General features: G+C 54.0%; 20 protein-coding genes. 8 read left to right on the forward strand and 12 right to left on the reverse strand.

All coding sequences use genetic code 11. The annotated features are described in order from the left end of the window. Positions 1-350: 350 nt before the first annotated feature. From tkt to speA, 3 genes are all read right to left on the reverse strand, one after another. Positions 351-2,345, reverse strand: a complete 1,995-nt coding sequence (gene tkt, locus DAQ1742_RS17780; RefSeq protein WP_035344369.1) for a transketolase — start codon at positions 2,343-2,345, stop codon at positions 351-353. A gap of 212 nt (positions 2,346-2,557) precedes the next feature. Next, complete coding sequence (gene tsgA, locus DAQ1742_RS17785; RefSeq protein ID WP_035344371.1) at positions 2,558-3,748, reverse strand: MFS transporter TsgA; 1,191 nt, start codon at positions 3,746-3,748, stop codon at positions 2,558-2,560. A gap of 180 nt (positions 3,749-3,928) precedes the next feature. Then, positions 3,929-5,908 (reverse strand): biosynthetic arginine decarboxylase, encoded by a 1,980-nt coding sequence (speA, locus tag DAQ1742_RS17790; RefSeq protein ID WP_035344373.1) that lies wholly within the window; start codon positions 5,906-5,908, stop codon positions 3,929-3,931. Positions 5,909-6,791: 883 nt separating this feature from the next. Here speA and metK point away from each other — a divergent pair. The 7 genes from metK (at position 6,792) to ruvX (ending at position 12,357) form a co-directional block, all read left to right on the forward strand. Next, positions 6,792-7,946 (forward strand): methionine adenosyltransferase, encoded by a 1,155-nt coding sequence (metK, locus tag DAQ1742_RS17795; protein ID WP_035344374.1) that lies wholly within the window; start codon positions 6,792-6,794, stop codon positions 7,944-7,946. A 119-nt stretch (positions 7,947-8,065) separates the two neighbouring features. Further along, positions 8,066-8,602, forward strand: coding sequence for a SprT family zinc-dependent metalloprotease (locus tag DAQ1742_RS17800; protein ID WP_035344376.1), 537 nt, complete (start codon positions 8,066-8,068; stop codon positions 8,600-8,602). A 141-nt stretch (positions 8,603-8,743) separates the two neighbouring features. Next, entirely contained in the window at positions 8,744-9,442 is a 699-nt protein-coding gene (gene endA, locus DAQ1742_RS17805; protein WP_035344378.1) for a deoxyribonuclease I, read from the forward strand. A gap of 131 nt (positions 9,443-9,573) precedes the next feature. Beyond that, a complete protein-coding gene (rsmE, locus tag DAQ1742_RS17810; protein WP_035344380.1) occupies positions 9,574-10,308 on the forward strand; it encodes a 16S rRNA (uracil(1498)-N(3))-methyltransferase in 735 nt (244 codons plus the stop codon). Between the two features lie 11 nt (positions 10,309-10,319). After that, on the forward strand, positions 10,320-11,273 hold the full coding sequence (gene gshB, locus DAQ1742_RS17815) for a glutathione synthase (RefSeq protein ID WP_035344382.1): 954 nt from the start codon (positions 10,320-10,322) through the stop codon (positions 11,271-11,273). Between the two features lie 86 nt (positions 11,274-11,359). Beyond that, positions 11,360-11,923, forward strand: a complete 564-nt coding sequence (locus DAQ1742_RS17820) for a YqgE/AlgH family protein (protein WP_035346344.1) — start codon at positions 11,360-11,362, stop codon at positions 11,921-11,923. Then, positions 11,923-12,357, forward strand: a complete 435-nt coding sequence (ruvX, locus tag DAQ1742_RS17825; protein ID WP_035344384.1) for a Holliday junction resolvase RuvX — start codon at positions 11,923-11,925, stop codon at positions 12,355-12,357. Before DAQ1742_RS17820 ends, ruvX begins: the two co-directional genes overlap by 1 nt. Positions 12,358-12,453: 96 nt before the next feature. On the opposite strand, the gene fbp is transcribed toward ruvX, so the two are convergent. Next, on the reverse strand, positions 12,454-13,458 hold the full coding sequence (gene fbp / locus DAQ1742_RS17830) for a class 1 fructose-bisphosphatase (protein WP_035344385.1): 1,005 nt from the start codon (positions 13,456-13,458) through the stop codon (positions 12,454-12,456). A 169-nt stretch (positions 13,459-13,627) separates the two neighbouring features. Here fbp and mpl point away from each other — a divergent pair, with 169 nt between their 5' ends. Beyond that, positions 13,628-15,010 (forward strand): UDP-N-acetylmuramate:L-alanyl-gamma-D-glutamyl-meso-diaminopimelate ligase, encoded by a 1,383-nt coding sequence (gene mpl / locus DAQ1742_RS17835; protein WP_035344387.1) that lies wholly within the window; start codon positions 13,628-13,630, stop codon positions 15,008-15,010. Between the two features lie 121 nt (positions 15,011-15,131). On the opposite strand, the gene DAQ1742_RS17840 is transcribed toward mpl, so the two are convergent. The 8 genes from DAQ1742_RS17840 to mutL form a co-directional block, all read right to left on the reverse strand. Next, the gene (locus DAQ1742_RS17840) at positions 15,132-16,430 is read right to left on the reverse strand and encodes an adenylosuccinate synthase (RefSeq protein WP_035344389.1); all 1,299 of its coding nucleotides are present in this window, start codon (positions 16,428-16,430) and stop codon (positions 15,132-15,134) included. 100 nt (positions 16,431-16,530) lie between these two features. Next, positions 16,531-16,731 carry a DUF2065 domain-containing protein gene (locus DAQ1742_RS17845; protein ID WP_035344391.1) on the reverse strand — a complete coding sequence of 67 codons (201 nt, stop codon included), beginning with the start codon at positions 16,729-16,731 and terminating at the stop codon, positions 16,531-16,533. A 71-nt stretch (positions 16,732-16,802) separates the two neighbouring features. Next, positions 16,803-17,798 (reverse strand): protease modulator HflC, encoded by a 996-nt coding sequence (gene hflC, locus DAQ1742_RS17850; RefSeq protein WP_035344393.1) that lies wholly within the window; start codon positions 17,796-17,798, stop codon positions 16,803-16,805. Between the two features lie 3 nt (positions 17,799-17,801). Continuing rightward, complete coding sequence (hflK, locus tag DAQ1742_RS17855; protein WP_035344395.1) at positions 17,802-19,052, reverse strand: FtsH protease activity modulator HflK; 1,251 nt, start codon at positions 19,050-19,052, stop codon at positions 17,802-17,804. Positions 19,053-19,123: 71 nt separating this feature from the next. Next, the gene (gene hflX, locus DAQ1742_RS17860) at positions 19,124-20,404 is read right to left on the reverse strand and encodes a ribosome rescue GTPase HflX (RefSeq protein WP_067487306.1); all 1,281 of its coding nucleotides are present in this window, start codon (positions 20,402-20,404) and stop codon (positions 19,124-19,126) included. 89 nt (positions 20,405-20,493) lie between these two features. Beyond that, positions 20,494-20,793, reverse strand: coding sequence for an RNA chaperone Hfq (hfq, locus tag DAQ1742_RS17865; RefSeq protein WP_035344399.1), 300 nt, complete (start codon positions 20,791-20,793; stop codon positions 20,494-20,496). 127 nt (positions 20,794-20,920) lie between these two features. Continuing rightward, positions 20,921-21,883, reverse strand: a complete 963-nt coding sequence (gene miaA, locus DAQ1742_RS17870) for a tRNA (adenosine(37)-N6)-dimethylallyltransferase MiaA (RefSeq protein ID WP_035344401.1) — start codon at positions 21,881-21,883, stop codon at positions 20,921-20,923. Further along, positions 21,876-23,777, reverse strand: coding sequence for a DNA mismatch repair endonuclease MutL (mutL, locus tag DAQ1742_RS17875; protein WP_035344403.1), 1,902 nt, complete (start codon positions 23,775-23,777; stop codon positions 21,876-21,878). Before mutL ends, miaA begins: the two co-directional genes overlap by 8 nt. Between the last annotated feature and the right edge of the window lie 5 nt (positions 23,778-23,782).

Consider the following 23,782-nt stretch of genomic DNA (forward strand, 5'->3'; position numbering starts at 1 on the left):
TAGTGATAAAGACACCGCGCATCATAGAATAATCAGTACGCCGCCAGGAATAAACCGCTTATTGCATGCTCTCTCGCATCAAGCTCATCACCACAAATACGGCATATAACATGCCGCCACACCAATGACTGAAACGCTTCAGCTAGCATAAACGAATTGCAGGGCAAAGGAAATATGGCGTCAGGGTGGATGCCAGAAGGGTGATCCGCGTCAAAAAATTACCGCACACTTTGTTGTTTTTTCTTAGGGGTCGCGGTTGTGCTGAACCGGCCGGTTTTGGCCGTCAACATCAAAAAAAAGGCCGGGAAATGTCCCGGCCTGACTGAGTGGTCAACACAAGTACGCTGGATTTATTTCAGCAGTGCTTTGGCTTTTGCCACCACGTTATCGGTGGTGAAACCGAAGACTTCAAACAGTTTTTCTGCGGGGGCAGATTCACCAAAACCTTCCATACCGACGATGGCACCATTCAGGCCAACGTATTTGTACCAGTAATCAGCGATACCGGCCTCAATAGCCACACGCGCGCTGACCGCAGCAGGCAACACCGCTTCGCGGTAAGCAGCATCCTGCTTATCGAACGCATCGGTAGACGGCATGGACACCACGCGAGCCTTGATGCCGTCAGCGGTCAATTGCTGCCAGGCAGCCACGGCCAGTTCTACTTCAGAACCGGTCGCAATCAAAATCACCTGAGGCTGGCCGCCGCTGTCTTTGAGCACATAAGCCCCTTTCGCCACATCGGCCAGTTGCCGGGCAGTACGCTCCTGCTGCGCCAGATTCTGACGAGACAGAATCAGCGCCGTCGGGCCATCTTTACGCTCAATAGCGTATTTCCAGGCCACCGCAGTTTCAACCTGATCGGCCGGACGCCAGGTGCTCATATTCGGCGTGACGCGCAGGCTTGCCAGTTGTTCTACCGGCTGATGGGTCGGGCCATCTTCACCCAGGCCAATCGAGTCATGGGTGTAGACATAGATACTGCGCACTTTCATCAGTGCCGCCATACGCACCGCATTACGGGCATATTCAACGAACATCAGGAACGTTGCGGTATACGGCACAAAACCACCGTGCAGCGAGATACCGTTCGCAATAGCGGTCATACCAAATTCACGCACACCGTAGTGAATGTAGTTACCGGCAGCATCTTCATTCAACGCTTTGGAGCCAGACCAAATCGTCAGGTTGCTCGGTGCCAGGTCAGCGGAGCCGCCCAGGAATTCAGGCAGCAGCTTGCCATAGGCTTCCAGCGCATTTTGCGAGGCTTTACGGCTGGCAATCTTCGCCGGGTTGGCCTGCAATTGTTCGATAATTCTGGCAGACTCGGCCTGCCAGTTAACCGGCAATTCACCGCTCACGCGACGGCTGAACTCAGCCGCCAGTTCCGGGTAAGCGCTGGCGTAAGCGTTGAACGCCTGCTGCCAGGCAGCTTCTTTGCTCTGACCGGCTTTGCGGGCATCCCAGGCGGCATAAATATCAGCCGGGATGTCAAACGGGCCGTATTGCCAGCCCAGTTGTTCACGCGTAGCGGCCACTTCGGCATCACCCAGCGGCGCACCGTGGGAATCATGCGTACCGGCTTTGTTCGGCGAGCCAAAACCAATGACGGTTTTGCACAGCAACAGAGAGGGCTTATCGCTCACACGCTTCGCTTCTTCGATAGCGCGCTCGATAGCATCAGCATCGTGGCCGTCAACACCGCGCACCACATGCCAGCCATAGGATTCAAAACGGGCTGCGGTATCATCGGTAAACCACCCTTCGATATGGCCATCGATGGAAATACCGTTATCGTCGTAGAACGCGACCAGTTTACCCAGTTTCAGGGTTCCGGCCAGCGAGCAGACCTCGTGGGAGATCCCTTCCATCATGCAACCATCACCGAGGAAGACATAGGTGTGGTGATCAACGATGTCATGACCCGGGCGGTTGAACTGCGCCGCCAGCGTGCGCTCAGCAATCGCCATGCCGACCGCATTGGCAATCCCCTGTCCCAGCGGGCCGGTGGTGGTTTCCACGCCCGGTGTGTAACCCACTTCCGGGTGCCCCGGTGTTCTGGAGTGCAACTGGCGGAAGTTTTTCAGTTCTTCAATCGGCAGGTCATAACCGGTCAGGTGCAGCAGGCTGTAAATCAGCATCGATGCATGGCCATTGGACAGCACAAAGCGGTCGCGGTTGGCCCAGTTCGGATTAGCCGGGTTATGGTTTAGGTGGTCACGCCATAATACTTCAGCGATATCCGCCATCCCCATCGGTGCGCCCGGATGACCGGATTTGGCCTTCTGCACGCCATCCATACTCAACGCACGGATAGCATTGGCAAGTTCTTTACGAGAGGACATGCTTTACTCCAGATCGGATTGAACAATAGCCTTTCGAACATAAAACATATTAATCAATACGTTAGCTCAAAATGGCAAAGAAAGGATATTGCCAAATGTACATGAAAAAGCGGTTGATTGCACATGGAACAACACGCGGCACACCGAAGTGCGCCGCGTGTCAAAGATAAGGGGATTAGCCCCCTGATGAGAGGTCAACACGCCTCAACGGATTAATGCGTGGCGCTTTCATGACCATGCAGGCGATGGCGAGTCACCAGCCCCAGCAACAGGCACATCACAAACACGACAAAATACAGGCCGTTAGCGGTAACTAACGCCGCATGCACGCCGAGGTGCTGCACAATCGGGCCGGTAACGATGAACGTCAGCATGGTGCCGACCGTCCCACAGGTCAGAATAAAATTCACCAGCTTCGGTGAGGGCACTTTTGTCTGCTGCGAGCCCAGCGTAATCAGGGTGGTGTAAATCGCGCTGGAAATAAACCCGAGGCCGAAGATGAAATATTTCAGCAAATCAGGTTGCCCGGCGCTGACAAACAGGTACATCGCCCCGGTCGCCAGCAGCGCCAGCACCGTAACAACGCGCTGCAAATCAAAGAATTTCAGCACCACGCTAAACACCCACATGCCAATCATGTAAGACGTCCAAAAACTGCTGACCAGCGCCCCTGCATCACCAATGTCCATGTTGAAGGTTTTGGTCACGTATTCCGGCACCCACTGAATAAACGCCAGTTGCCCGAGGATATAGCACAATGCCGCCACCGACAGGAACAGCACACCCGTGCCCCATTTTTCCTGCACGACATTCTGTTGTACATCCGCTTTTTTTGCGCCAATTTCAGGGAAATCAGACAACAGCGTCAACACCAGAATCACGACATACAGCAGCCCGATACAGGCATAGATCCAGTACCAGCCAAAATGGCGAGACAGCAATGCCGCGGCGACAATCGGAAAGATAGTCCCGGCCATACTGAAAAAGGAATCGGTAAACAGCAGACGCGCACCGCGCTGGCGGCCAACGTAGAGCTGGGTTATCAGGAAAGTACCAATCGACATGGTAATACCGCTGACCACGCCAAGCACGAACATACAGGCTGAGAACACCGCCAGCGATTTACCAACAAACAACCCGATAACGGAGAGCACAATCAGGATGAAGCCGAAGATCAGCTGTTTTTTCAGCGCGAAAACATCCATCAGCCAAACATTGAGAAAAATGGACAACAGAATACCGGTATTCAAAAACGTAAAGGTGTTGCTCATATCGGCAATCGGTACGTTGAAATACTGTGCGATATCACCCATCACCATACCGGTGACAATGACCAGCGCGCCGGTCAGCGCATAAGAGAAGCAACTGGTAAAAAACAGCCGCTGACGATTAAGATCAGACATATTTCCTTCCTGTCATAAGAAACATAAAAAGCGCCGCCCGCAGTGAGCCCGCGCCATAAACCCCATAATCAGATTATCTTTGCGACTTTCACTTCGCCATTACGCGATGCAAGAACCCGGCATTAACGAAAAAAAGGTTGAGCACCGGAGCACTCAACCTTTCTATCTTATTGCACCGTCTTACTCTTCGTCTTCCAGATAGGTATAACCATACAGGCCGGTTTCAAACTCTTGCATGAACTGTGCTTGCAATTCCGGTTCCAGATCGGCTGCTTTCACCTGGTCACGAAAACGCGACATCAGCACACTCGGGTCAAGCTGCACATACTCAAGCATGTCTGCCACCGTATTGCCTTCATCTGACTCTTCAATCTCAACGGTGCCATCCTGAAACACAAACACATCCACCGTGGAAGTATCACCAAACAGGTTATGCATATTACCGAGAATTTCCTGATACGCCCCGACCATGAAAAAGCCTAACAGCGGCGGATTTTCCGGGTCATACGGTGGCATTGGCATGGTGGTGGCTACGCCATCGCCATCCACATAGTGGTCAATCGCCCCATCAGAATCACAGGTGATATCAAGCAGTACGGCACGACGCTGCGGCGGCTTGTCCAGCCCTTCCAGCGGCAACACCGGGAACAGTTGGTCAATCCCCCAGGCATCCGGCATCGACTGGAACAGCGAAAAGTTCACGTACAGCTTATCCGCCATCCGCTCTTGCAGCTCGTCGATAATCGGCCGGTGAGCACGGTTACTCGGGTCAAGCTGCTGTTGCAGACGCTGACAGATATTGAGATAGAGCTGTTCTGCCTGCGCGCGCTGGGTTAAATCCAGCATACCGTGGGTATACTGCGTGTGGATATCGTTCAAATCCATCTGGCTGTCATGCAGCCATTCGCGCAGTGAGCGGCGGTTGCCCGGCTCCTGAATTTCCTGCCAGGTATTCCATAAGCTTTCCAGCGCACGCGGGGCATCGGCATCCGGCTGCGTGGGCTCGCAAAACTCGTTACGTTCGACACCAATAATATTCGAGACCAAAACGGTGTGGTGTGCCGTCACCGCGCGCCCGGACTCCGTGATAACCGTCGGATGTGGCAGGCCGTATTCATTACAGGCATCACCAATCCCCCAAATCACGTTATTGGCGTATTCGTTCAGGCCATAGTTGACCGAGCAGTCTGACTGTGAGCGCGTGCCCTCATAATCGACGCCCAACCCACCGCCAACGTCAAAACACTGAATATTGACGCCAAGCTTATGCAATTCAACGTAAAAACGCGCCGACTCGCGCACACCGGTGGCGATATCACGAATATTGGCCAACTGAGAGCCAAGATGGAAATGCAGCAATTGCAGGCAATCGAGGCGGTTGGCATTACGCAGCAACTCCACCAGTTGCAGCACCTGAGTGGCTGCAAGGCCAAACTTCGACTTCTCGCCGCCGCTTGACTGCCATTTGCCCGAGCCTTGCGAGGCCAGACGCGCACGCACCCCCAGACGAGGCACCACATTAAGGCGCTCTGCTTCTTCCAGCACCAGCTTGATTTCGGACATCTTCTCGATGACCAGATACACCTTGTGACCCAGCTTTTCACCGATCAACGCCAGACGGATATATTCGCGGTCTTTGTAGCCGTTACACACAATCACCGAGCGCGTCATTCCCGCATGGCCGAGTACCGCCATCAGTTCTGCTTTCGAGCCCGCCTCCAGCCCCAGCGGCTCACCTGAGTTGATCAGAGATTCAATCACGCGGCGATGCTGGTTCACCTTAATGGGATAAACCAGAAAGTAACCGCCCTGATAGCCGAACGACTCGCGCGCGCGCTTGAATGCTGCGTTGATAGAGCGCAAACGGTGTTGCAGGATCTGCGGGAAACAAAACAGCGCAGGCAGCCGTTGATTATCCTGCTGGCGCGCTTTCACCAATTTGGCGAGATCAACGCGAGCTTGCGGCACGTCGGGATCCGGGCACACACTGATGTGCCCAAGCTCATTGACGTCATAATAGTTGTTGCCCCACCAGGCAATGTTATAAGTGCGCAGCATTTCACTGGCATCGCGGTCATTCATGGCTACCTCCTGCATGGAGCGCAGATGATCGTGTTTACCCGCCACTGACGAGTACGGTTGAATCATATCGTCAGACATGGCGACTCCCCTCTAGCACTTCTTGATGAATAATCACATTTTTTCCCGCAACAGATACCCGCCGCGCCGCGATGGCGCAGAAAGCCGATAGCGAAACAACCGGCAGACCATAGTATGCCGCCGTTTTATGACTCTTATTAGTGTAAAACACGATGTCAGACTCCGAGGTTCGGGTCGGTAAAAACCAGGGAAAACACCACCAGAAGAATGCCGGACGCATTCATTGGTGCGAAGAAAAAAGCAGGTTAGCCAGCTCGGGAGTCCTGCGTTGCGCTGTGGGACAGGCAACTTCGGGCAAATGGCGCGAAGGATTCAAAGGATTGAGTCAGTGACGTCGTGGCGTCAAAAGGAAAGCGCAGCTCACTCAATAAACAACGGATCATTAATCCTATCACCTCCACGCTCGCCGCAGAATGCGGCCGGGCTATCACGAAAATCGTCAGAAAAACCGTTTCACATCATCAAGGCCACTACGTCATCGGTGCAGTTTTTCAGGGTGGAAAACCGCGCGTACTACATGTGATGGCAACCTGAATTACGGACAACAAGACCGCCCGCCGTTTATACCTATCCCTCCCCGGAAAAGCAAAATGAAAATGGTAAAAATCCCTGTCATTGTGGGAAAAGCGGCCTATACCTAATTAACAATGGGCTGCTGTGGGACAAAAATTGCTGGCAAGGGGCCAACGTGTAACCTAGAATAGCCGTCCAGATGTTAATCCATCCATACTGATTAATGGTATCTCCCCAGTCATTTTGGTTGCAGAGGCTCCGAAAGAAAGAGGCAGGGTGTACGGCCGACACACAAAGTCATACGGCCACAACCTGAAGAATAACGGGGATACATTGCTTAACGGCTTTAGCTTATAAGGTAAAGAAACTCATGGCTAAACACCTTTTTACGTCCGAGTCGGTTTCCGAAGGACATCCTGATAAAATCGCTGACCAGATTTCCGACGCCGTCCTTGACGCGATTCTGGAGCAAGACCCCAAAGCGCGCGTTGCCTGCGAAACTTACGTAAAAACCGGTATGGTGTTAGTCGGTGGTGAAATTACCACCAGCGCCTGGGTGGATATTGAAGAAATCACGCGCCGCACCGTGCGTGATATTGGTTACGTCAACTCCGAAATGGGCTTTGACGCCAACTCTTGTGCAGTGCTGAGCGCTATCGGCAAACAGTCCCCGGACATTAATCAAGGCGTTGACCGTAAAGATCCGCTGGAGCAAGGTGCGGGCGATCAGGGCCTGATGTTTGGCTACGCCACCAACGAAACCGACGTGCTGATGCCTGCGCCGATTACCTACGCACACCGTCTGGTGCAGCGCCAGTCTGAAGTGCGCAAAAACGGCACCCTGCCGTGGCTGCGCCCGGATGCGAAAAGTCAGGTTACGTTCGCCTATGACAATGGCAAAATCGTCGGTATTGATGCCGTCGTGCTGTCCACCCAGCATTCTGAATCCATCGCCCAGAAAGAGCTTCAGGAAGCGGTGATGGAAGAGATTATCAAGCCGGTTCTGCCGTCTGAGTGGCTCTCTGCACACACCAAATATTTTATCAACCCGACCGGCCGTTTTGTCATCGGCGGGCCAATGGGTGACTGCGGCCTGACCGGGCGTAAAATCATCGTTGACACCTACGGCGGTGCAGCTCGCCACGGCGGCGGCGCATTCTCCGGTAAAGACCCGTCAAAAGTGGACCGTTCTGCCGCTTATGCCGCTCGCTATGTGGCGAAAAACATTGTGGCTGCGGGCCTGGCCGATCGCTGTGAAATTCAGGTGTCTTACGCCATTGGCGTGGCGGAACCGACCTCCATCATGGTTGAAACTTTCGGTACCGGGAAAGTCACCAGCGATCGTTTGGTTGAGCTGGTGCGCCAGTTCTTTGATTTGCGCCCCTATGGCCTTATCAAGATGCTGGACTTGCTGCACCCGATGTACCAGAAAACGGCCGCTTACGGCCACTTCGGGCGCGAAGAGTTCCCGTGGGAAAAAACCGACGTGGCAGAAAAACTGCGCGATGCGGCTGGCCTGAATTAACCGCCCATCATAATGCGTTAAACGTGACGGCGAAGCCTGTGCTTCGCCGTTTTTTATGTAGGATGTCTCTCGTTTTCCTGGTTATTGCATCGCGGCTGCCAAGACCGTAAGCTGCCAGCATGAACCGCTCATCACGACTCCCGATTGCCCTGCACCAGTCCGTCATGCGTTGCCTGCGGGAAAAACTCCATCAGGCCAATCAGCAATTGGGCCAACAGTACCCTGAACCTACGGTCAACTACCAGCAACGTGGGGCTATCGCCGGTAGCGCCTGGTTGAAAGCGTGGGAAATCCGCCTTAACCCGGTGTTGCTACAGGAAAATCAGTTCACGTTTATTGACGAAGTCGTGCCACACGAGCTGGCCCACCTGTTGGTGTATGCGCGTTTTGGCAAAACCGCGCCGCATGGCAAAGAATGGCGCTGGATGATGGAAACCGTCCTGAACACCCCCGCGCGCCGTACACACACGTTTGCCGTCGCCTCGGTACAAGGCCAGACCTTCCGCTATCACTGCGCCTGCCGCCAGCATGAGCTAACATTACGTCGCCATAACCGGGTCATGCGGGGTGAAGCGGAATACCGCTGCCGCCACTGTGGTAGCCGATTGCAGGCGATGCAGAGCACGACACCGCGAGATCACACACCGGAGCGATGAGCAAAACAACGATGCCAATAATCCGGTTACACGCCCTTTTCAAACGAAAATCACAGCATTTCATGCTGCCTTTTTTACCTTTGCCTGTATGCCATTCTTCAGGTACGCTGCCGTTTTTCACTTCGCCGGGAATACTGGAATATGCTTCGCAATGTTGTGATTGTCGCCGCGCTCGGCGCGGGCCTGACCTCGCTGACAGCCATCGGTCAGGACATCAATAACTTCACACAAGCCAAGGCCGCCGCGGCCAAGATCCATCAGGATGCGCCCGGCTCGTTTTATTGTGGCTGCAAGATAGACTGGCAGGGCAAAAAAGGGGTACCGAATCTGGCTTCTTGCGGTTATCAGGTGCGTAAAGATGCAAATCGCGCCAGCCGCATCGAATGGGAGCATGTCGTTCCGGCCTGGCAATTTGGTCATCAGCGTCAGTGCTGGCAAGACGGCGGGCGCAAGAACTGCGCCAAAGACGAGGTTTACCGGCAACTGGAAACTGATTTGCATAACCTGCAACCCGCCATCGGCGAGGTGAATGGCGATCGCGGTAATTTCATGTACAGCCAGTGGAACGGTGGCGAGCGCCAGTATGGTCAGTGCGAAATGAAAATTGACTTTAAAAATCAGCTCGCCGAACCGCCTGAACGCGCGCGTGGCGCAATTGCCCGTACCTATTTTTATATGCGGGATCGCTACCAGTTGAACCTCTCACGCCAGCAAACCCAGCTATTTGAAGCCTGGAATAAGCAGTACCCGGTGACACGCTGGGAATGCACCCGCGAAGCACGTATTGCCGCCGTACAGGGCAACCACAACCCGTATGTGCAACAGGCTTGCCAGCCATAGTCTGGCTCCCTACTATAACGGCTTGATTCCTGTATAACAGACTACGGCTTTGCCCGCGTAACCGTCGCGGGCGAAAGCCTGTCGGGCGCTGATGCCCATTGAACCCAGATTAGGTTAAGGCCAAAGAATTCATGCGAATACCGCGCATTTTTCACCCCGAAACACTCGCCGCACAAGGGGGAGAAACGAACCTGAGCGATGAGGCGGCCAACCATGTAGGCCGGGTACTGCGAATGACCGCAGGCCAGCCGTTACAGCTCTTCGATGGCAGTAACCAGGTGTTTGACGCACAGATAATGCAGGTGGAAAAGAAAGCCGTGCGCGTGGGTTATGCAGCAGGCAGACAAGAAGACCGGGAATCGCCGCTGCATCTGCATCTTGGTCAGGTGATGTCTCGCGGCGAAAAAATGGAATTCACCATCCAGAAATCCATCGAACTGGGCGTCAATATTATTACCCCGCTGTTTTCCGAACGTTGCGGCGTCAAACTGGATGCCGAACGGCTGGAAAAGAAAATTCAGCAGTGGCAAAAAATCGCCATTGCAGCCTGTGAACAGTGTGGCAGAAATCGTCTGCCCGAAATCCGTGCCGCACAGACGCTGGAAAGCTGGTGCGCACAGCCTGATGAAGGATTAAAGCTGAATCTGCATCCACGGGCGCAACACAGCATCAATACGCTGCCGTTACCGCTGTCACGCATCCGGCTGTTGATTGGGCCTGAAGGCGGGCTCTCGGCAGACGAAATTGCCATGACTGCCAGACACGGGTTTACCGATATTCTGTTGGGGCCCCGTGTACTACGCACAGAAACCACCGCGCTCACCGCCATTACCGCGCTACAGGTGCGGTTTGGCGATCTGGGATAAAGGAGAGAACAATGATTAAGCTTGGCATCGTGATGGACCCGATTGCATCCATCAATATCAAAAAAGACACCAGTTTTGCGATGTTGCTGGAAGCCCAGCGTCGTGGTTTTGAATTGCACTATATGGAAATGGGCGATCTCTACCTGCATGCGGGTGAGGCACGCGCCACCACCCGCACGCTCAGTGTTCAGCACGACTACAGCCATTGGTACACCTTCGGCGATACGCAGGACATCGCCCTGCACGATCTCGATGTAGTGCTGATGCGTAAAGACCCGCCGTTTGACACCGAATTTATCTACGCGACTTACATTCTTGAGCGCGCCGAAGAGAAAGGCACACTCATCGTCAACAAACCACAGAGTCTGCGTGACTGTAACGAGAAATTATTTACCGCCTGGTTTGCCGACCTGACGCCCGACACACTGGTAACGCGCAGCGCCGAACGGTTACGGGCGTTTCATCAGCACCACAGCGATGTGATCCTAAAACCGCTCGACGGCATGGGCGGCGCATCCATTTTCCGGCTGAAGCCGGAAGATGCCAACGTCTCGGTGATTATCGAAACGCTCACCGAACACGGCAGCCGTTACTGCATGGCGCAGAACTACCTGCCTGCCATCAAAGACGGTGACAAGCGCGTGCTGGTGGTGGATGGCGAGCCAGTGCCTTATTGCCTGGCGCGCATACCGAAAAGCGGCGAAACGCGTGGCAATCTGGCGGCTGGCGGCCGTGGTGAAGCGCGCCCGCTGAGTGAAAGTGACTGGCAAATCGCCCGCACGGTTGCACCGGTGCTCAAACAAAAAGGGCTGATTTTCGTCGGGCTGGATATCATCGGCGACCGGTTGACCGAAATTAACGTCACCAGCCCAACCTGCGTGCGTGAAATCGAAGCCGCTTACCCGGAAATTTCGATTACCGGCATGCTGATGGACGCCATTGAGCGGCGGCTGGCACAGCGTTAAGCTTAACCACAGGCGCTGGTGCATTCCGGTTCACGCCAGACGTGAACCGGCCTTTCCACTTCGACAGCAAAGTGATGACCAAGACGATGAATTTACAGCACCATTTTCTGATTGCGATGCCCTCTTTGCAGGACTCAGTCTTCCGGCGCGCCGTGATTTACCTCTGCGAGCACAATGAAGAGGGCGCGATGGGACTTATCATCAATAAGCCAATGGAACAGTTCACTGTCGAAAATATTCTGGAAAAACTGAAGATAGCCCCCACACCGAGAGACAACGCCATTCGTCTCGATAAACCGGTATTTTCCGGCGGCCCGCTGGCTGACGATCGGGGCTTTATTCTGCATACCCCCCACGAAGGGTTTGCGTCCAGCATCAGTATTTCTGATGACACCATGATAACCACCTCAAAAGATGTGCTGGAGACGCTCGGCACCGCGACCCAACCGTCCAATACGCTGGTGGCGCTGGGCTATTCTGCCTGGGAAGCCGGTCAACTGGAGAGCGAGTTGCTCGATAACGCCTGGCTTACCGTACCCGCAGATACACACATTCTGTTCCACACCCCAATTGCCGAGCGCTGGCGGGCGGCGGCAAAAAAACTGGGGGTGGATATCCATAATATTGCCACCGAAGCGGGGCATGCCTGATGGGAAACCGTACCCTGCTGGCCTTTGATTTTGGCACCCGCAGTATCGGTGTCGCTATCGGGCAGGAAGTCACCGGCACCGCCCGGCCGCTGACCTCCCTCAAAGCGCAAGACGGTATTCCCGACTGGCAGAAAATCGAGAAGCTTCTTAAAGAGTGGCAACCCGCCCTGGTGGTGGTCGGTTTGCCGCTGAACATGGATGGGACAGAGCAGCCGATCACCGCCAGAGCACGCAAATTTTCGCAGCGTCTGCATGGCCGTTTTGGTATCGCGGTGGCGTTACATGACGAGCGCCTTAGCACAGTAGAGGCCCGGGCTGATTTGTTCAGTCGCGGTGGATTTCGGGCACTGGATAAAGGCAGCGTTGATGCGGCATCTGCGGTGATTATTCTGGAAAGCTGGTTCGAACGCACGACGCTGGATTCGGCTGACTAACCACGAGCGCAGTGCGTCATTGTAACCGCCAGAAAGTACGCTATAGCGAATTATCAGGCCCGCATAACGCGGGCCTGATACAGACAAGGCATGTTTTTACGCGTCAGGATAGTCGCGCAGGAACCCTTCGAGGTCTTCCACCATTGAGGTGTTGCCGACAAAGAACGGCGCACGCTGATGCAGTTTCTGCGGCGTGATATCCAGAATCCGGTTTTTGCCGTCACTGGCTTTACCGCCAGCCTGCTCTGCCAGAAATGCCATCGGGTTACATTCGTATAGCAAACGCAGTTTCCCTTCAGGATAGCTGGCGGTGCTCGGGTAGAGATAAATACCGCCTTTGAGCAGGTTACGATGGAAATCCGCCACCAGAGAGCCGATATAACGCGTGGTGTAAGGGCGCTGTGTGGCTTCGTCCTGTTCCTGACAGTATTTCAGGTACTTCTTCACACCCTGCGGGAATTTAATGTAATTCCCCTCGTTGATGGAATACATGCTGCCTTTTTCCGGGAAGCAGACTCGCTCATGAGACAGGCAGAATACGCCGAGCGACGGGTCATAGGTAAAGGCATGCACACCATGACCGGTGGTGTACACCAGCATCGTGGAAGAGCCGTAAACGATATAACCGGCGGCAACCTGTTGGCTACCCGGCTGAAGAAAATCCTCTTCGCGCACCGGTGTACCCAGCGGGGTAATACGGCGATAGATAGAGAAAATGGTCCCGACGGAGACGTTAACATCGATGTTGGAAGAACCATCCAGCGGGTCCATCAGTACCACGTATTTAGCGTTTTCAGCACGTTCGCCGTCAAAGATGACAATTTCATCCTCTTCCTCAGAGGCAATACCGGCCACATCACCACGCGCTTTCAGTGCCGCCTTGAGCTTTTCATTGGCATACAGATCGAGCTTCATCTGCACTTCGCCCTGAACGTTGGACACACCGCTGGTGCCCAGAATGTCCACCAGACCAGCTTTGTTGATATCACGGTGGATAATCTTCGCACCCAGTTTGATGGCCGACAGCAGCGCAGTCAGCTCACCGGTCGCGTGAGAGAAATCGTGCTGTTTTTCGACGATAAATTCGCCTAACGTTTTCATAACACTATTCCAGAATCTACGAATGAAAAGCGGTTTCAGTTTTGTACCGCCAGCGTTTGCGTTTGCAGTGTAGCCCAAACAGAAAGCGAGACCTAGCAAATCCATTTCTTATGGCGTATCCCAGGCGTTAGAATGGGCAGCAGACTCTCTGAATATAGATGGAAAATGTATGCGTATTCATATTTTAGGAATCTGTGGCACCTTTATGGGCGGACTGGCACTGCTGGCCCGCTCGCAGGGACACCAGGTAACGGGTTCGGATGCCAATGTCTATCCGCCAATGAGTACCTTACTGGAAGAACAAGGGATCACGCTCATACAGGGTTATGACCCCGCACAACTGAACCCTGTGCCTGATCTGGTCATCATCGGTAATGCCATGTCCCGTGGCAACCCGTGTGTCGAAGCGGTGCTGGAGCAGAACATTCCCTATATGTCCGGCCCACAGTGGCTGCACGATCACGTATTGCGAGAGCGCTGGGTCATTGCTGTCGCCGGTACACACGGTAAAACCACCACCGCAGGTATGGTGACATGGATTTTGGAAGCGTGCGGCTATCAGCCCGGCTTCGTGATAGGCGGAGTACCCGGTAATTTCACGGTTTCGGCTCGCCTCGGCGATAGCCCTTTCTTCGTTGTTGAAGCAGACGAATACGACTGCGCTTTCTTCGACAAACGTTCCAAATTCGTCCACTACAGCCCACGCACGCTAATTCTGAACAATCTGGAATTCGATCACGCGGATATCTTTGACGATCTCAAAGCGATTCAGAAGCAGTTTCACCATCTGGTTCGTCTGGTGCCGGGCACAGGCCGTATTATCGTTCCCGCCCACGACCTGCATCTCAAACAGGTCATCGGCATGGGGTGCTGGAGCGAGCAGGAACTGGTCGGCGAAGAGGGTATCTGGAAAGCCAAGAAAGTCACTGCTGATGCCAGCGTATTTCAGGTCTACCTCAATGACCAACTCGTCGGTGAGGTTAACTGGAGTGTGGTCGGCGAGCACAACATGCACAATGGCCTGATGGCGATAGCCGCCGCACGGCATGTCGGTGTTCCCCCGGCACAAGCGTGTCAGGCGCTGGGTGGTTTTATCAACGCGCGTCGGCGGCTGGAATTACGCGGTACGGCGCACGGCGTCAGCGTGTACGATGATTTTGCACATCACCCAACGGCTATCCTTGCGACACTTGCTGCGTTACGTAGCAAAGTCGGCGGCACCGCGCGAATTCTGGCGGTACTGGAGCCGCGCTCCAACACCATGAAAATGGGCCATTGCAAAAACGAGTTAGCACCGGCGCTGGGGCGCGCAGATGGCGTATTCCTGTACCAGCCTGCACATATTCCCTGGCTGGTAGCAGAGGTGGCTGACGCGTGTATTCAGCCCGCCTGGTGGAGCGCGGATATCGATACTCTGGTTGAGATGATAATGAAAACCGCACAGCCGGGCGATCATATTCTGGTGATGAGCAACGGCGGCTTTGGCAATATCCACAACAAACTACTGGATGCGCTGCAAGCCAAAGAGAGTGCATTGAATAGCCCCGCCTAAAACGATGGATTGAGGGCGATGCAGGTTTTCTGAACAGTGCCACTCATTAATCGAGGGTACGGGATAACAAACAAAAAGGACGGGGAAGAACCCGTCCTTTTTCATTTCGCGGCAATCAGGCTCAGACGTCGAAAGGATCGCGCAGGATCATGGTTTCTTCACGATCAGGCCCGGTGGAAATGATGTCTACCGGCACACCGGTCACTTCCTCAATGCGCTTGATGTAGTTGAGCGCCGCCTGTGGCAGCTTAGCGTACTCTTTCACACCGAAGGTACTCTCAGACCAGCCCGGCATAGCTTCATAAATCGGCTCAATGCCTTCCCAGCCGTCAGCCGCCAGCGGCGTCACGTCAACCTCGCTGCCATCAGGCATACGATAACCAACGCAAATTTTTACTTCATTCAGGCCGTCCAGCACATCAAGCTTGGTCAGACAGAAACCCGACAAGGAGTTAATCTGTACCGCGCGACGCACAGCCACAGCATCCAGCCAGCCGGTACGGCGGCGACGCCCGGTGGTGGCACCAAACTCATTGCCTTTGTGTGACAGGTGCTCACCCACGTCATCAAACAGTTCAGTCGGGAATGGGCCTGCACCGACACGCGTTGAATACGCCTTGACGATACCCAGCACATAATCCACATAACGTGGGCCTAAACCTGAACCGGTCGCGACACCACCTGCGGTAGTGTTGGACGAGGTGACATACGGGTAAGTACCGTGGTCAATATCCAGCAACGTACCTTGTGCGCCTTCGAACATCACGAAATCGCCACGCAGATGGGCTTTATGCAGCAGGTCGGACACATCCACAACCATCGCCGTCAGGATATCGGCTACTGCCAGCACATCATCCAGCGTTTTCTGGTAATCGACCGGCTCAGTTTTGTAATACTGCACCAGTTGGAAGTTGTGGTATTCCATGATCTCTTTCAGTTTGACAGCGAAAGTCTCGCGATCAAACAGGTCGCCCACGCGCAAGCCACGGCGGGCAACTTTATCTTCATAGGCAGGGCCGATACCCCGTCCGGTGGTACCAATGGCTTTGGCTCCGCGCGCTTTTTCACGCGCGTTATCCAGTGCAACATGGTACGGAAGAATCAGCGGGCAAGCCTCAGAAAGCAGCAGACGCTCACGCACCGGCACGCCACGCGCTTCCAGTGCGGTCATCTCTTTCATCAGTGCGTCCGGTGCCAGCACCACACCGTTACCGATGATGCTCACCACATTCTCGCGAAGAATACCGGAGGGAATCAAATGAAGAACGGTTTTTTCACCGTTAATAACCAGCGTATGGCCAGCGTTGTGACCGCCCTGATAGCGCACAACATATTTGGCCCGTTCAGTCAGCAGGTCTACGACCTTGCCTTTACCTTCGTCACCCCATTGGGTGCCCAGTACGACGACGTTCTTACCCATCTCAAGAATCACCAGATTGGTTAAAAAAGGATTCTACCATCTCATCTTTTCGCTTTCAGTAGTTTTAGCACACGTTTGCGCACATTTCTTGATGAGAATTTCAGCCATTCATTCGGCTACGCAACATGTAGTAGATAACACAACCGGCAACCACAATTGCGCCACCAAACCGACGCAGAATGTTGTCAGGGAGTTGGGCCATCGTCAGGATCATACGCCGCCAGAGACGGGGAAACAGCAAGGGCCCTAACCCTTCCATCACCAGCACTAACCCTAACGCCAGCCAAATATTCACACTCATACAAAGACTCCGGACAGAAAAAAGCCCGTAGATACGGGCTTTTAGTAGCAATAAATGACGCTAACGCACGCTTAACGCGAAGAGATAGCTTTCTCCGGCGACTTCATATACCGGAAGAAATCACTGTCAGGACTCAGCACCAGCACATCCTGATTCGCGTTATTAAAGCTGTGTTCATAGGCACGCAAACTGCGAATGAAACTGTAAAAGTCGGGATCCTGACTAAACGCAGTGGCAAACAGCTTCGCCGACTCCGCATCGCCTTCACCGCGCATAATACGGCCCTGACGCTCGGCTTCAGCCAACGTACGGGTGACTTCATAATCTGCCGCTGCCTTTATCTTCTCAGCCTGTTCCTGACCTTGTGAACGATGACGACGCGCCACGGCTTCACGCTCTGCGCGCATACGTTGATAGATAGCATCGGACACTTCCGTCGGCAGGTTAATCTGCTTGATGCGCACATCAATGACTTCAATCCCCAGCGCCGCCATACTGTTTGGGTTCAAACGAGCGGTGTCAGTGTTGGTTTCACGCGCAACGCGTGCGGCCGCAGAAGCAATCGCATTGTCGGCTTCCGTTGTTTCACCGGTGCCGTTATTCAACGCCTCTCGCACATCAGACATCAGTTGCCCGCGTGAATCGGTCACAATGCCTTTCACATCCAGACGACCAATTTCAGAACGCAAACGGTCACTGAATTTACGTTTTAGCAGCACTTCCGCCTGCGACACATCGCCCCCACCGGTAGCCAGATAGTAACGACTAAAGTCACTGATGCGCCATTTGATGTAAGAATCGACAATCAGGTCTTTCTGCTCTTTGGTAATGAAGCGATCGGCCTGGTTTTCCATCGTCTGAATACGGGCATCCAGCATTTTAACCGACTCCAGAAACGGAATCTTTATATGCAAACCGGGCAGATAAACCTGTGGTTTATTCTCATTGTCACGCAGCACTTTACCAAAACGCATCACGATACCGCGCTGGCCTTCCTGCACTACAAACAGCGAGGCATAAACCACCAGCAGTAATGGGATAAGAATAAAGAGGACTGACTTACGCATTGATTATTCTCTCCCTACGCGGATTATCTCGTCACGCTGCGCGTTGGCGCGGCGCTGCTCCATAATGCTGCCATTCGCACCAGACGTGCGTGGCGTATAGCTGGCACCCGGGCTACCTGCCGCTGGCAAGCGTAACGGGGCCGGAGCCGCATTGGCACTGCCGTTGCCAGACGGTGTGCCGGTATTCTGCCCACGCATCAGTTGATCCAACGGTAATACCATCAGGTTATTACTCTTGTCACTGACCAGCACTTTACTGGTATGACTCAACACGCGCTCCATCGTTTCAATGTACAAGCGCTCACGGGTTATCTCTGGCGCGGCTTTATATTCCGGCAACAAACGCGAGAAGCGAGACACCTCACCCTGAGCTTCCAGAATGGTACGATCTTTATACGCACGGGACTCTTCCAGAATGCGCTGTGCCTGGCCATTAGCGCGCGGCTGAACTTCATTCGCATACGCTTCAGCCTCACGGATGTACTGCTGCTCGTTTTCACGCGCCGCAATCGCATCATCAAACGCCGCCTTCACTTCCTCAGGCGGGCGTGCCGTCTGGAAGTTGACGTCCAGCAGGGTAATCCCCATATCATAAGGACGCACGGTTTCTTCCAGCACGCGTTGGGTATCAGTACGCACAATGGTGCGCCCTTCGGTCAGGATCTTATCCATGGTGTATTTACCTATCACACCACGTAGTGCGCTGTCTGTCGCCTGACGCAGGCTATCGTCTGCGTTGGTCACGCTAAACAGGTATTTGTCTGGCTGGGTGACGCGATACTGCACGTTCATTTCAACCCGCACCACATTTTCATCGGATGTCAGCATGACGCCAGATGTCGCCAGTTCACGTACCGACTCGATGTTCACCGCACGCACCGCATCCACAAACGTAGGTTTCCAGTTAAGCCCTGGGCCAACCAGATGGCTAAACTTGCCAAACCGGGTGACAACGCCGCGCTCCGCTTCTTTGATGGTATAAAAACCACTGACGCCCCAAACCACCAGCGCCGCCGCAACCACCAACCCTGCGATACGCCCGGTATTCCCATTACCGACTTGAGAACCCGACCCTGACGATTTACCACCCAGATCACCGAGCTTTTTGCTTAACTTACGGAAGATATCATCAAGATCAGGGGGCCCTTGATCTCGTCCGCCTTTATTATTTCCGCCAGAGTTGCCGCTATTGTTATTGCTGCTCCCCCACGGGTCGCGGTCCTGTCCGTTGTTACCGGGCTGATTCCACGCCATGTTTAGCTCCATTCATTATGATAGGTATTTTTCGGGGTCAATGTCCCAGAGTCATGAGACGTCTGTGTTACTCAAACAATATAATCCTGCAATTCCCGCTCCTGCTTACACAGACGTCGCCAGTCGATAATCGGCATTCTGACTATCAACCCAACGCTGCCATCTTCTTCAATCCACTCTTTTTCTATTGCCTGAAGCTGATAAAAACGGCTTCGCAAGCGCCCGGCTTGCACCGGCAGGCGCAAAGAATAATGTGCTATCTCTCCGCAAAGCCGTTCAGTCAGGGCTTGAAATAATAACGCAATGCCTTCGCCTGACTGGGCAGAAAGCCATACCCTGACGGGCCGATTCTCTTCATCTCTATCGATACGGGGCTCAAAATTTTCCAGCCTATCAATCTTGTTCATGATGAAAAGAAACGGAATATCATCTGCCTCGATTTCACACAGTACATCGTTCACGGCATCGATATTCTCATCGACACGGGCATCAGAGGCATCAACCACATGCAGCAGTAACGACGCTTCACGGGTTTCCTGCAATGTCGCCTTGAACGCCGCCACCAGATCGTGTGGCAAGTCGCGGATAAATCCGACCGTATCTGCCAGCACCGTATCACCGACATCATCAACCTCAATACGGCGCAGTGTCGGATCCAGCGTGGCAAACAACTGGTCAGCCGCATACACCTGCGCTGACGTCATATGATTAAACAGGGTTGATTTGCCGGCGTTGGTATATCCCACCAGCGAAACGGTCGGCACATCTGCACGCATGCGGGCACGCCGTCCCTGCTCACGCTGCTTTTCTACACGCTCGAGCCGCGACAAAATCTGGCTGATGCGATTACGTAGCAGACGACGGTCAGTTTCCAACTGCGTTTCACCCGGGCCTCGCAGGCCGATACCGCCTTTTTGGCGCTCCAGATGAGTCCAGCCGCGTACCAGACGCGTCGCCAGGTGGCGCAACTGCGCCAGCTCAACCTGCAATTTCCCTTCGTGAGTACGTGCACGCTGGGCAAAAATGTCTAAAATCAGGCCGGTACGATCAATGACTCGGCATTCACACAACCGCTCCAGGTTGCGCTCTTGTGCTGGCGTTAATGCGTGATTAAACAGAACGACAAACGCCCCTGTTGCCTTAACGGCGGCCGCTATCTCTTCTGCTTTTCCTTCGCCAACAAAATATTTGGGGTGCGGGGCTTTGCGACTGCCGGTAATCACCTGCATCGCCTCGATTCCGGCTGAAGAAACCAGAGATTCGAACTCCAGCAAATCTTCAGTATCTTTCTCTTGTGAAAAGTAAATATGAACTAGTATGGCCTGTTCACCGGCTTCATAACGGTCAAACAACCGGGCACCCTCTCAGATAAAAGCAACCACGGCGGTGAAAACGGCTGTCATCAGCACATTTTCCGCCGTGGTAAACGGGTAAAGACGCGTTATTCCGCGTCATCACTTTCCTGCTGCGGCTGTTGCGGCGCAGACTGGTTATTGGCGTGGTAGTTGCTTGAGCCAGGATTATTACTGTGATGAGATACCGGACGTGACGGTACTACCGTGGAAATGGCATGTTTGTACACCATCTGGCTAACCGTGTTTTTCAGCAGGATCACAAACTGATCGAAAGACTCAATCTGCCCTTGCAGCTTGATACCGTTAACCAAATAAATCGAAACCGGAACACGTTCACGACGCAGAGCGTTCAAGAACGGATCTTGCAAAGATTGCCCCTTAGCCATTCTATATTTTCCTTATTTGCTTGTTGTTTGTAACAAAGAACCTTGCGGCCCTAAAATAACGTTATAAAAATTTTGTGCCGAGAATCAGTCAATTGTAGACCCGAACGATTGTACACAATCGCCTGTTCTATGCACCAACAACCTGTATCACCTTGTGTAACGCCTCGTCGGGACGATCGCTATCAAGCCAGCAAACCTGTTCCCAGCCACGTAACCAGGTCATTTGGCGTTTCGCCAGCTGCCGGGTTGCGCAAATGCCACGATACACCATCTCATCGTAATCGATCTCACCGCAAAGATATGACCACATCTGGCGATATCCGACACAACGGACAGAAGGTAACGCAGGATGCAGATCAGAGCGGGCGAACAATGCCCGGGCTTCGGTTTCAAAACCAGCGTCCAACATCAACTGAAAGCGCAGCGCTATGCGCTCGTGCAACAGTTCACGGCTTGCAGGTGCAATAGCAAACTGATGAACACAGTAGGGTAACGCTTCACCGGATGTCTTTGTCAACTCTGTTAAAGTGTTACCTGAAACGAAAAAAACTTCCAGTGCTCGCGACAGTCTCTGTGGATCATTTGGATGAATCCGAGCCGCAGCAACAGGATCGATAACACTCAATTGCTGGTGTAGCGCCTCCCAGCCTTCGATACGCGCCCGGTTTTCTATCTCCTGACGGACTTGCGCATCAGCAGCAGGTAATGGCGATAACCCTTCCAGCAACGCCTTAAAATACAACATGGTGCCACCCACCAGCAGCGGAATACGCCCGGCAGCTGTGATTTCCGCCATCGCCGCCAGGGCATCGCGCCGGAAATCCGCGGCAGAATAGGCCTGCACCGGGTCGAGAATATCTATCAACCGATGCGGGGCACGGGCCAGTTCATCCGGGCCTGGCTTCGCGGTGCCAATATCCATCCCCCGATAAATCAGCGCTGAATCCACGCTGATAATCTCGACCGGCAAGTGTTCACACAGCGCCATTGCCAGCGCGGTTTTGCCTGATGCGGTCGGCCCCATGATAAAAATGGCCGGTGGATACGATGATGTGCACGGATGCTGATGTGCTGTTTCAAGTTCACTCATGTTTTAACGCCCTGATGGCGGCCTCAATATCCATCACATGTAACAATTCTGACGGCGGCGCTTTGACACACGCCGGGCACAACCGCTCCACATCTGCCAGCAGTTGTACGGCCTGCGCCAGCGTCCAGTTATCACGTTCACCGCCTAACTGCCCGGCCAGCCACACAGCAACCGCAGTGGGGCTCACATCATGAGAATCAGTGAGATAGCCTAACAGCTCAGAGATCAAGTTTTGTAAATTTTGGTGTCTCAATGGTAAAGGTACTGCCCGCAATGTGACGTGTGCCGCAGCAGCCTCTACCTCAATCCCCATATGCGCCAGCAAGGACTGATGGTGCTGTAACATCGCCCGCTCGTCGGCCGTCAGTGTCAGGCGCTGGGGAATAAGCAACGGCTGTGGCCGCAATCCGTCTTGTTCAGTTGGGGTCAGTTGCGCTTGCCATAAATAACGCTGAGCCACAGACAGGGATAGCAGCGCCACACGCTGATGATACTCCACCAGCGCATAACAGGGGGGGCAGACCATCAATACCCGCCCAAGCCCTAAAGCATGGCTTTCCAGCGGTGAGTCGTCATCATGCAGCACACTCGACGCATCAGGCTGCCCCGCCGCGGCCTGCTGCGCTGGCGGGGCAAGCGGTGGTACCTCGCGGGCCGGGCTCTGTTCAGCAGGCACGGCATGCAGCAATTGCTGATATAACTCCCCCTGCTTTTTCTGATATCCCCCCCCGTCATAACGGTTATCACGGACACGCAGCGTGGCCGAATGCGCACGGCCAGAGGGGGCAAAAGAGGGCGCTTCGGCGTGGGATGGTGCAGGCCGGGCAAAGTGATTTTCGCCTGCGGCAACGCGGTTTTCCTGCTGCCAGGCCTGGTCCTGTGCTGGCGATGCGGCCTGTGCCTGCTGAAGCACGGTCATCACCGCCTGATAGATGAAATCATGCACCAGACGGGCCTGATGAAAACGAACTTCATGCTTGGCGGGATGCACATTCACATCCACCTGATGAGGATCGACCTCCAGATACAGCACATAAGCTGGCTGCTGCTCACCCTGCAATTGATCCTGATAAGCCTGACGGATGGCGTGATTGATGAGGCGATCGCGCATCATGCGCTGATTTACGTAGCAATATTGCATCTCAGGCAACTGGCGAGAGCCTGCCGGGTCTGCCACCCAGCCGTGAATATTCAAATCGCCATGCTGCCAGGAAATCGCCAATGCGTGTTGCAAAAATGCCGCGCCACAAATGCTGCCGAGGCGTTTTTCACGCTGACTGGCCTGCGTCACTGCACGGTACTGCCGGATAACTTTCCCGTTATGGTGCAAGGTGATAGCAACATCAAAACGCGCCAGCGCGATACGCCGTACCACCTCATCAATGTGCATGAATTCGGTTTTTTCGGTGCGCAGAAACTTACGGCGTGCCGGAGTGTTATAAAACAAGTCCAGCACTTCAAGCGTTGTTCCTACCGGATGAGCCGCGGGTTTTACCGTGACAGCCATATCGCGGCCTTCGGCATAAGCCTGCCAGGCTTCGCTCTGGGCCTCGGTGCGTGACGTTAAGGTCAAGCGGGAAACCGAACTGATACTGGCCAGCGCTTCCCCCCGGAACCCCAGACTGACGATGGCTTCCAGATCATCGAGCGTGGCGATTTTACTGGTCGCATGACGCGACAGCGCCAGCGCCAGTTCGTCTTTGCCAATGCCACAACCGTTATCTCGAATACGAATGAGCTTGGCCCCACCGCGTTCAATCTCAATATCAATGCGCGTGGCACCGGCATCAAGACTGTTTTCTACGAGCTCCTTCACCACAGAAGCCGGCCTTTCCACCACTTCACCGGCGGCTATCTGATTCGCTAACTGGGGTGGCAGCACCTGAATCGGCATGGCTC

Source organism: Dickeya aquatica (assembly GCF_900095885.1).
Lineage (GTDB): Bacteria > Pseudomonadota > Gammaproteobacteria > Enterobacterales > Enterobacteriaceae > Dickeya > Dickeya aquatica.

Excerpts from the sequence above, each read along its gene's own strand:
- gshB (WP_035344382.1), top strand. The coding sequence starts at position 10,320 with ATGATTAAGCTTGGCATCGTGATGGACCCGATTGCATCCATCAATATC.
- mutL (WP_035344403.1), bottom strand. The coding sequence starts at position 23,777 with ATGCCGATTCAGGTGCTGCCACCCCAGTTAGCGAATCAGATAGCCGCC.
- mpl (WP_035344387.1), top strand. The coding sequence starts at position 13,628 with ATGCGTATTCATATTTTAGGAATCTGTGGCACCTTTATGGGCGGACTG.
- hflK (WP_035344395.1), bottom strand. The coding sequence starts at position 19,052 with ATGGCGTGGAATCAGCCCGGTAACAACGGACAGGACCGCGACCCGTGG.
- DAQ1742_RS17845 (WP_035344391.1), bottom strand. The coding sequence starts at position 16,731 with ATGAGTGTGAATATTTGGCTGGCGTTAGGGTTAGTGCTGGTGATGGAA.
- speA (WP_035344373.1), bottom strand. The coding sequence starts at position 5,908 with ATGTCTGACGATATGATTCAACCGTACTCGTCAGTGGCGGGTAAACAC.
- miaA (WP_035344401.1), bottom strand. The coding sequence starts at position 21,883 with ATGAGTGAACTTGAAACAGCACATCAGCATCCGTGCACATCATCGTAT.
- hfq (WP_035344399.1), bottom strand. The coding sequence starts at position 20,793 with ATGGCTAAGGGGCAATCTTTGCAAGATCCGTTCTTGAACGCTCTGCGT.
- DAQ1742_RS17800 (WP_035344376.1), top strand. The coding sequence starts at position 8,066 with ATGAACCGCTCATCACGACTCCCGATTGCCCTGCACCAGTCCGTCATG.
- ruvX (WP_035344384.1), top strand. The coding sequence starts at position 11,923 with ATGGGAAACCGTACCCTGCTGGCCTTTGATTTTGGCACCCGCAGTATC.
- tkt (WP_035344369.1), bottom strand. The coding sequence starts at position 2,345 with ATGTCCTCTCGTAAAGAACTTGCCAATGCTATCCGTGCGTTGAGTATG.
- rsmE (WP_035344380.1), top strand. The coding sequence starts at position 9,574 with ATGCGAATACCGCGCATTTTTCACCCCGAAACACTCGCCGCACAAGGG.
- DAQ1742_RS17840 (WP_035344389.1), bottom strand. The coding sequence starts at position 16,430 with ATGGGTAAGAACGTCGTCGTACTGGGCACCCAATGGGGTGACGAAGGT.
- DAQ1742_RS17820 (WP_035346344.1), top strand. The coding sequence starts at position 11,360 with ATGAATTTACAGCACCATTTTCTGATTGCGATGCCCTCTTTGCAGGAC.
- tsgA (WP_035344371.1), bottom strand. The coding sequence starts at position 3,748 with ATGTCTGATCTTAATCGTCAGCGGCTGTTTTTTACCAGTTGCTTCTCT.
- hflC (WP_035344393.1), bottom strand. The coding sequence starts at position 17,798 with ATGCGTAAGTCAGTCCTCTTTATTCTTATCCCATTACTGCTGGTGGTT.
- metK (WP_035344374.1), top strand. The coding sequence starts at position 6,792 with ATGGCTAAACACCTTTTTACGTCCGAGTCGGTTTCCGAAGGACATCCT.
- endA (WP_035344378.1), top strand. The coding sequence starts at position 8,744 with ATGCTTCGCAATGTTGTGATTGTCGCCGCGCTCGGCGCGGGCCTGACC.
- fbp (WP_035344385.1), bottom strand. The coding sequence starts at position 13,458 with ATGAAAACGTTAGGCGAATTTATCGTCGAAAAACAGCACGATTTCTCT.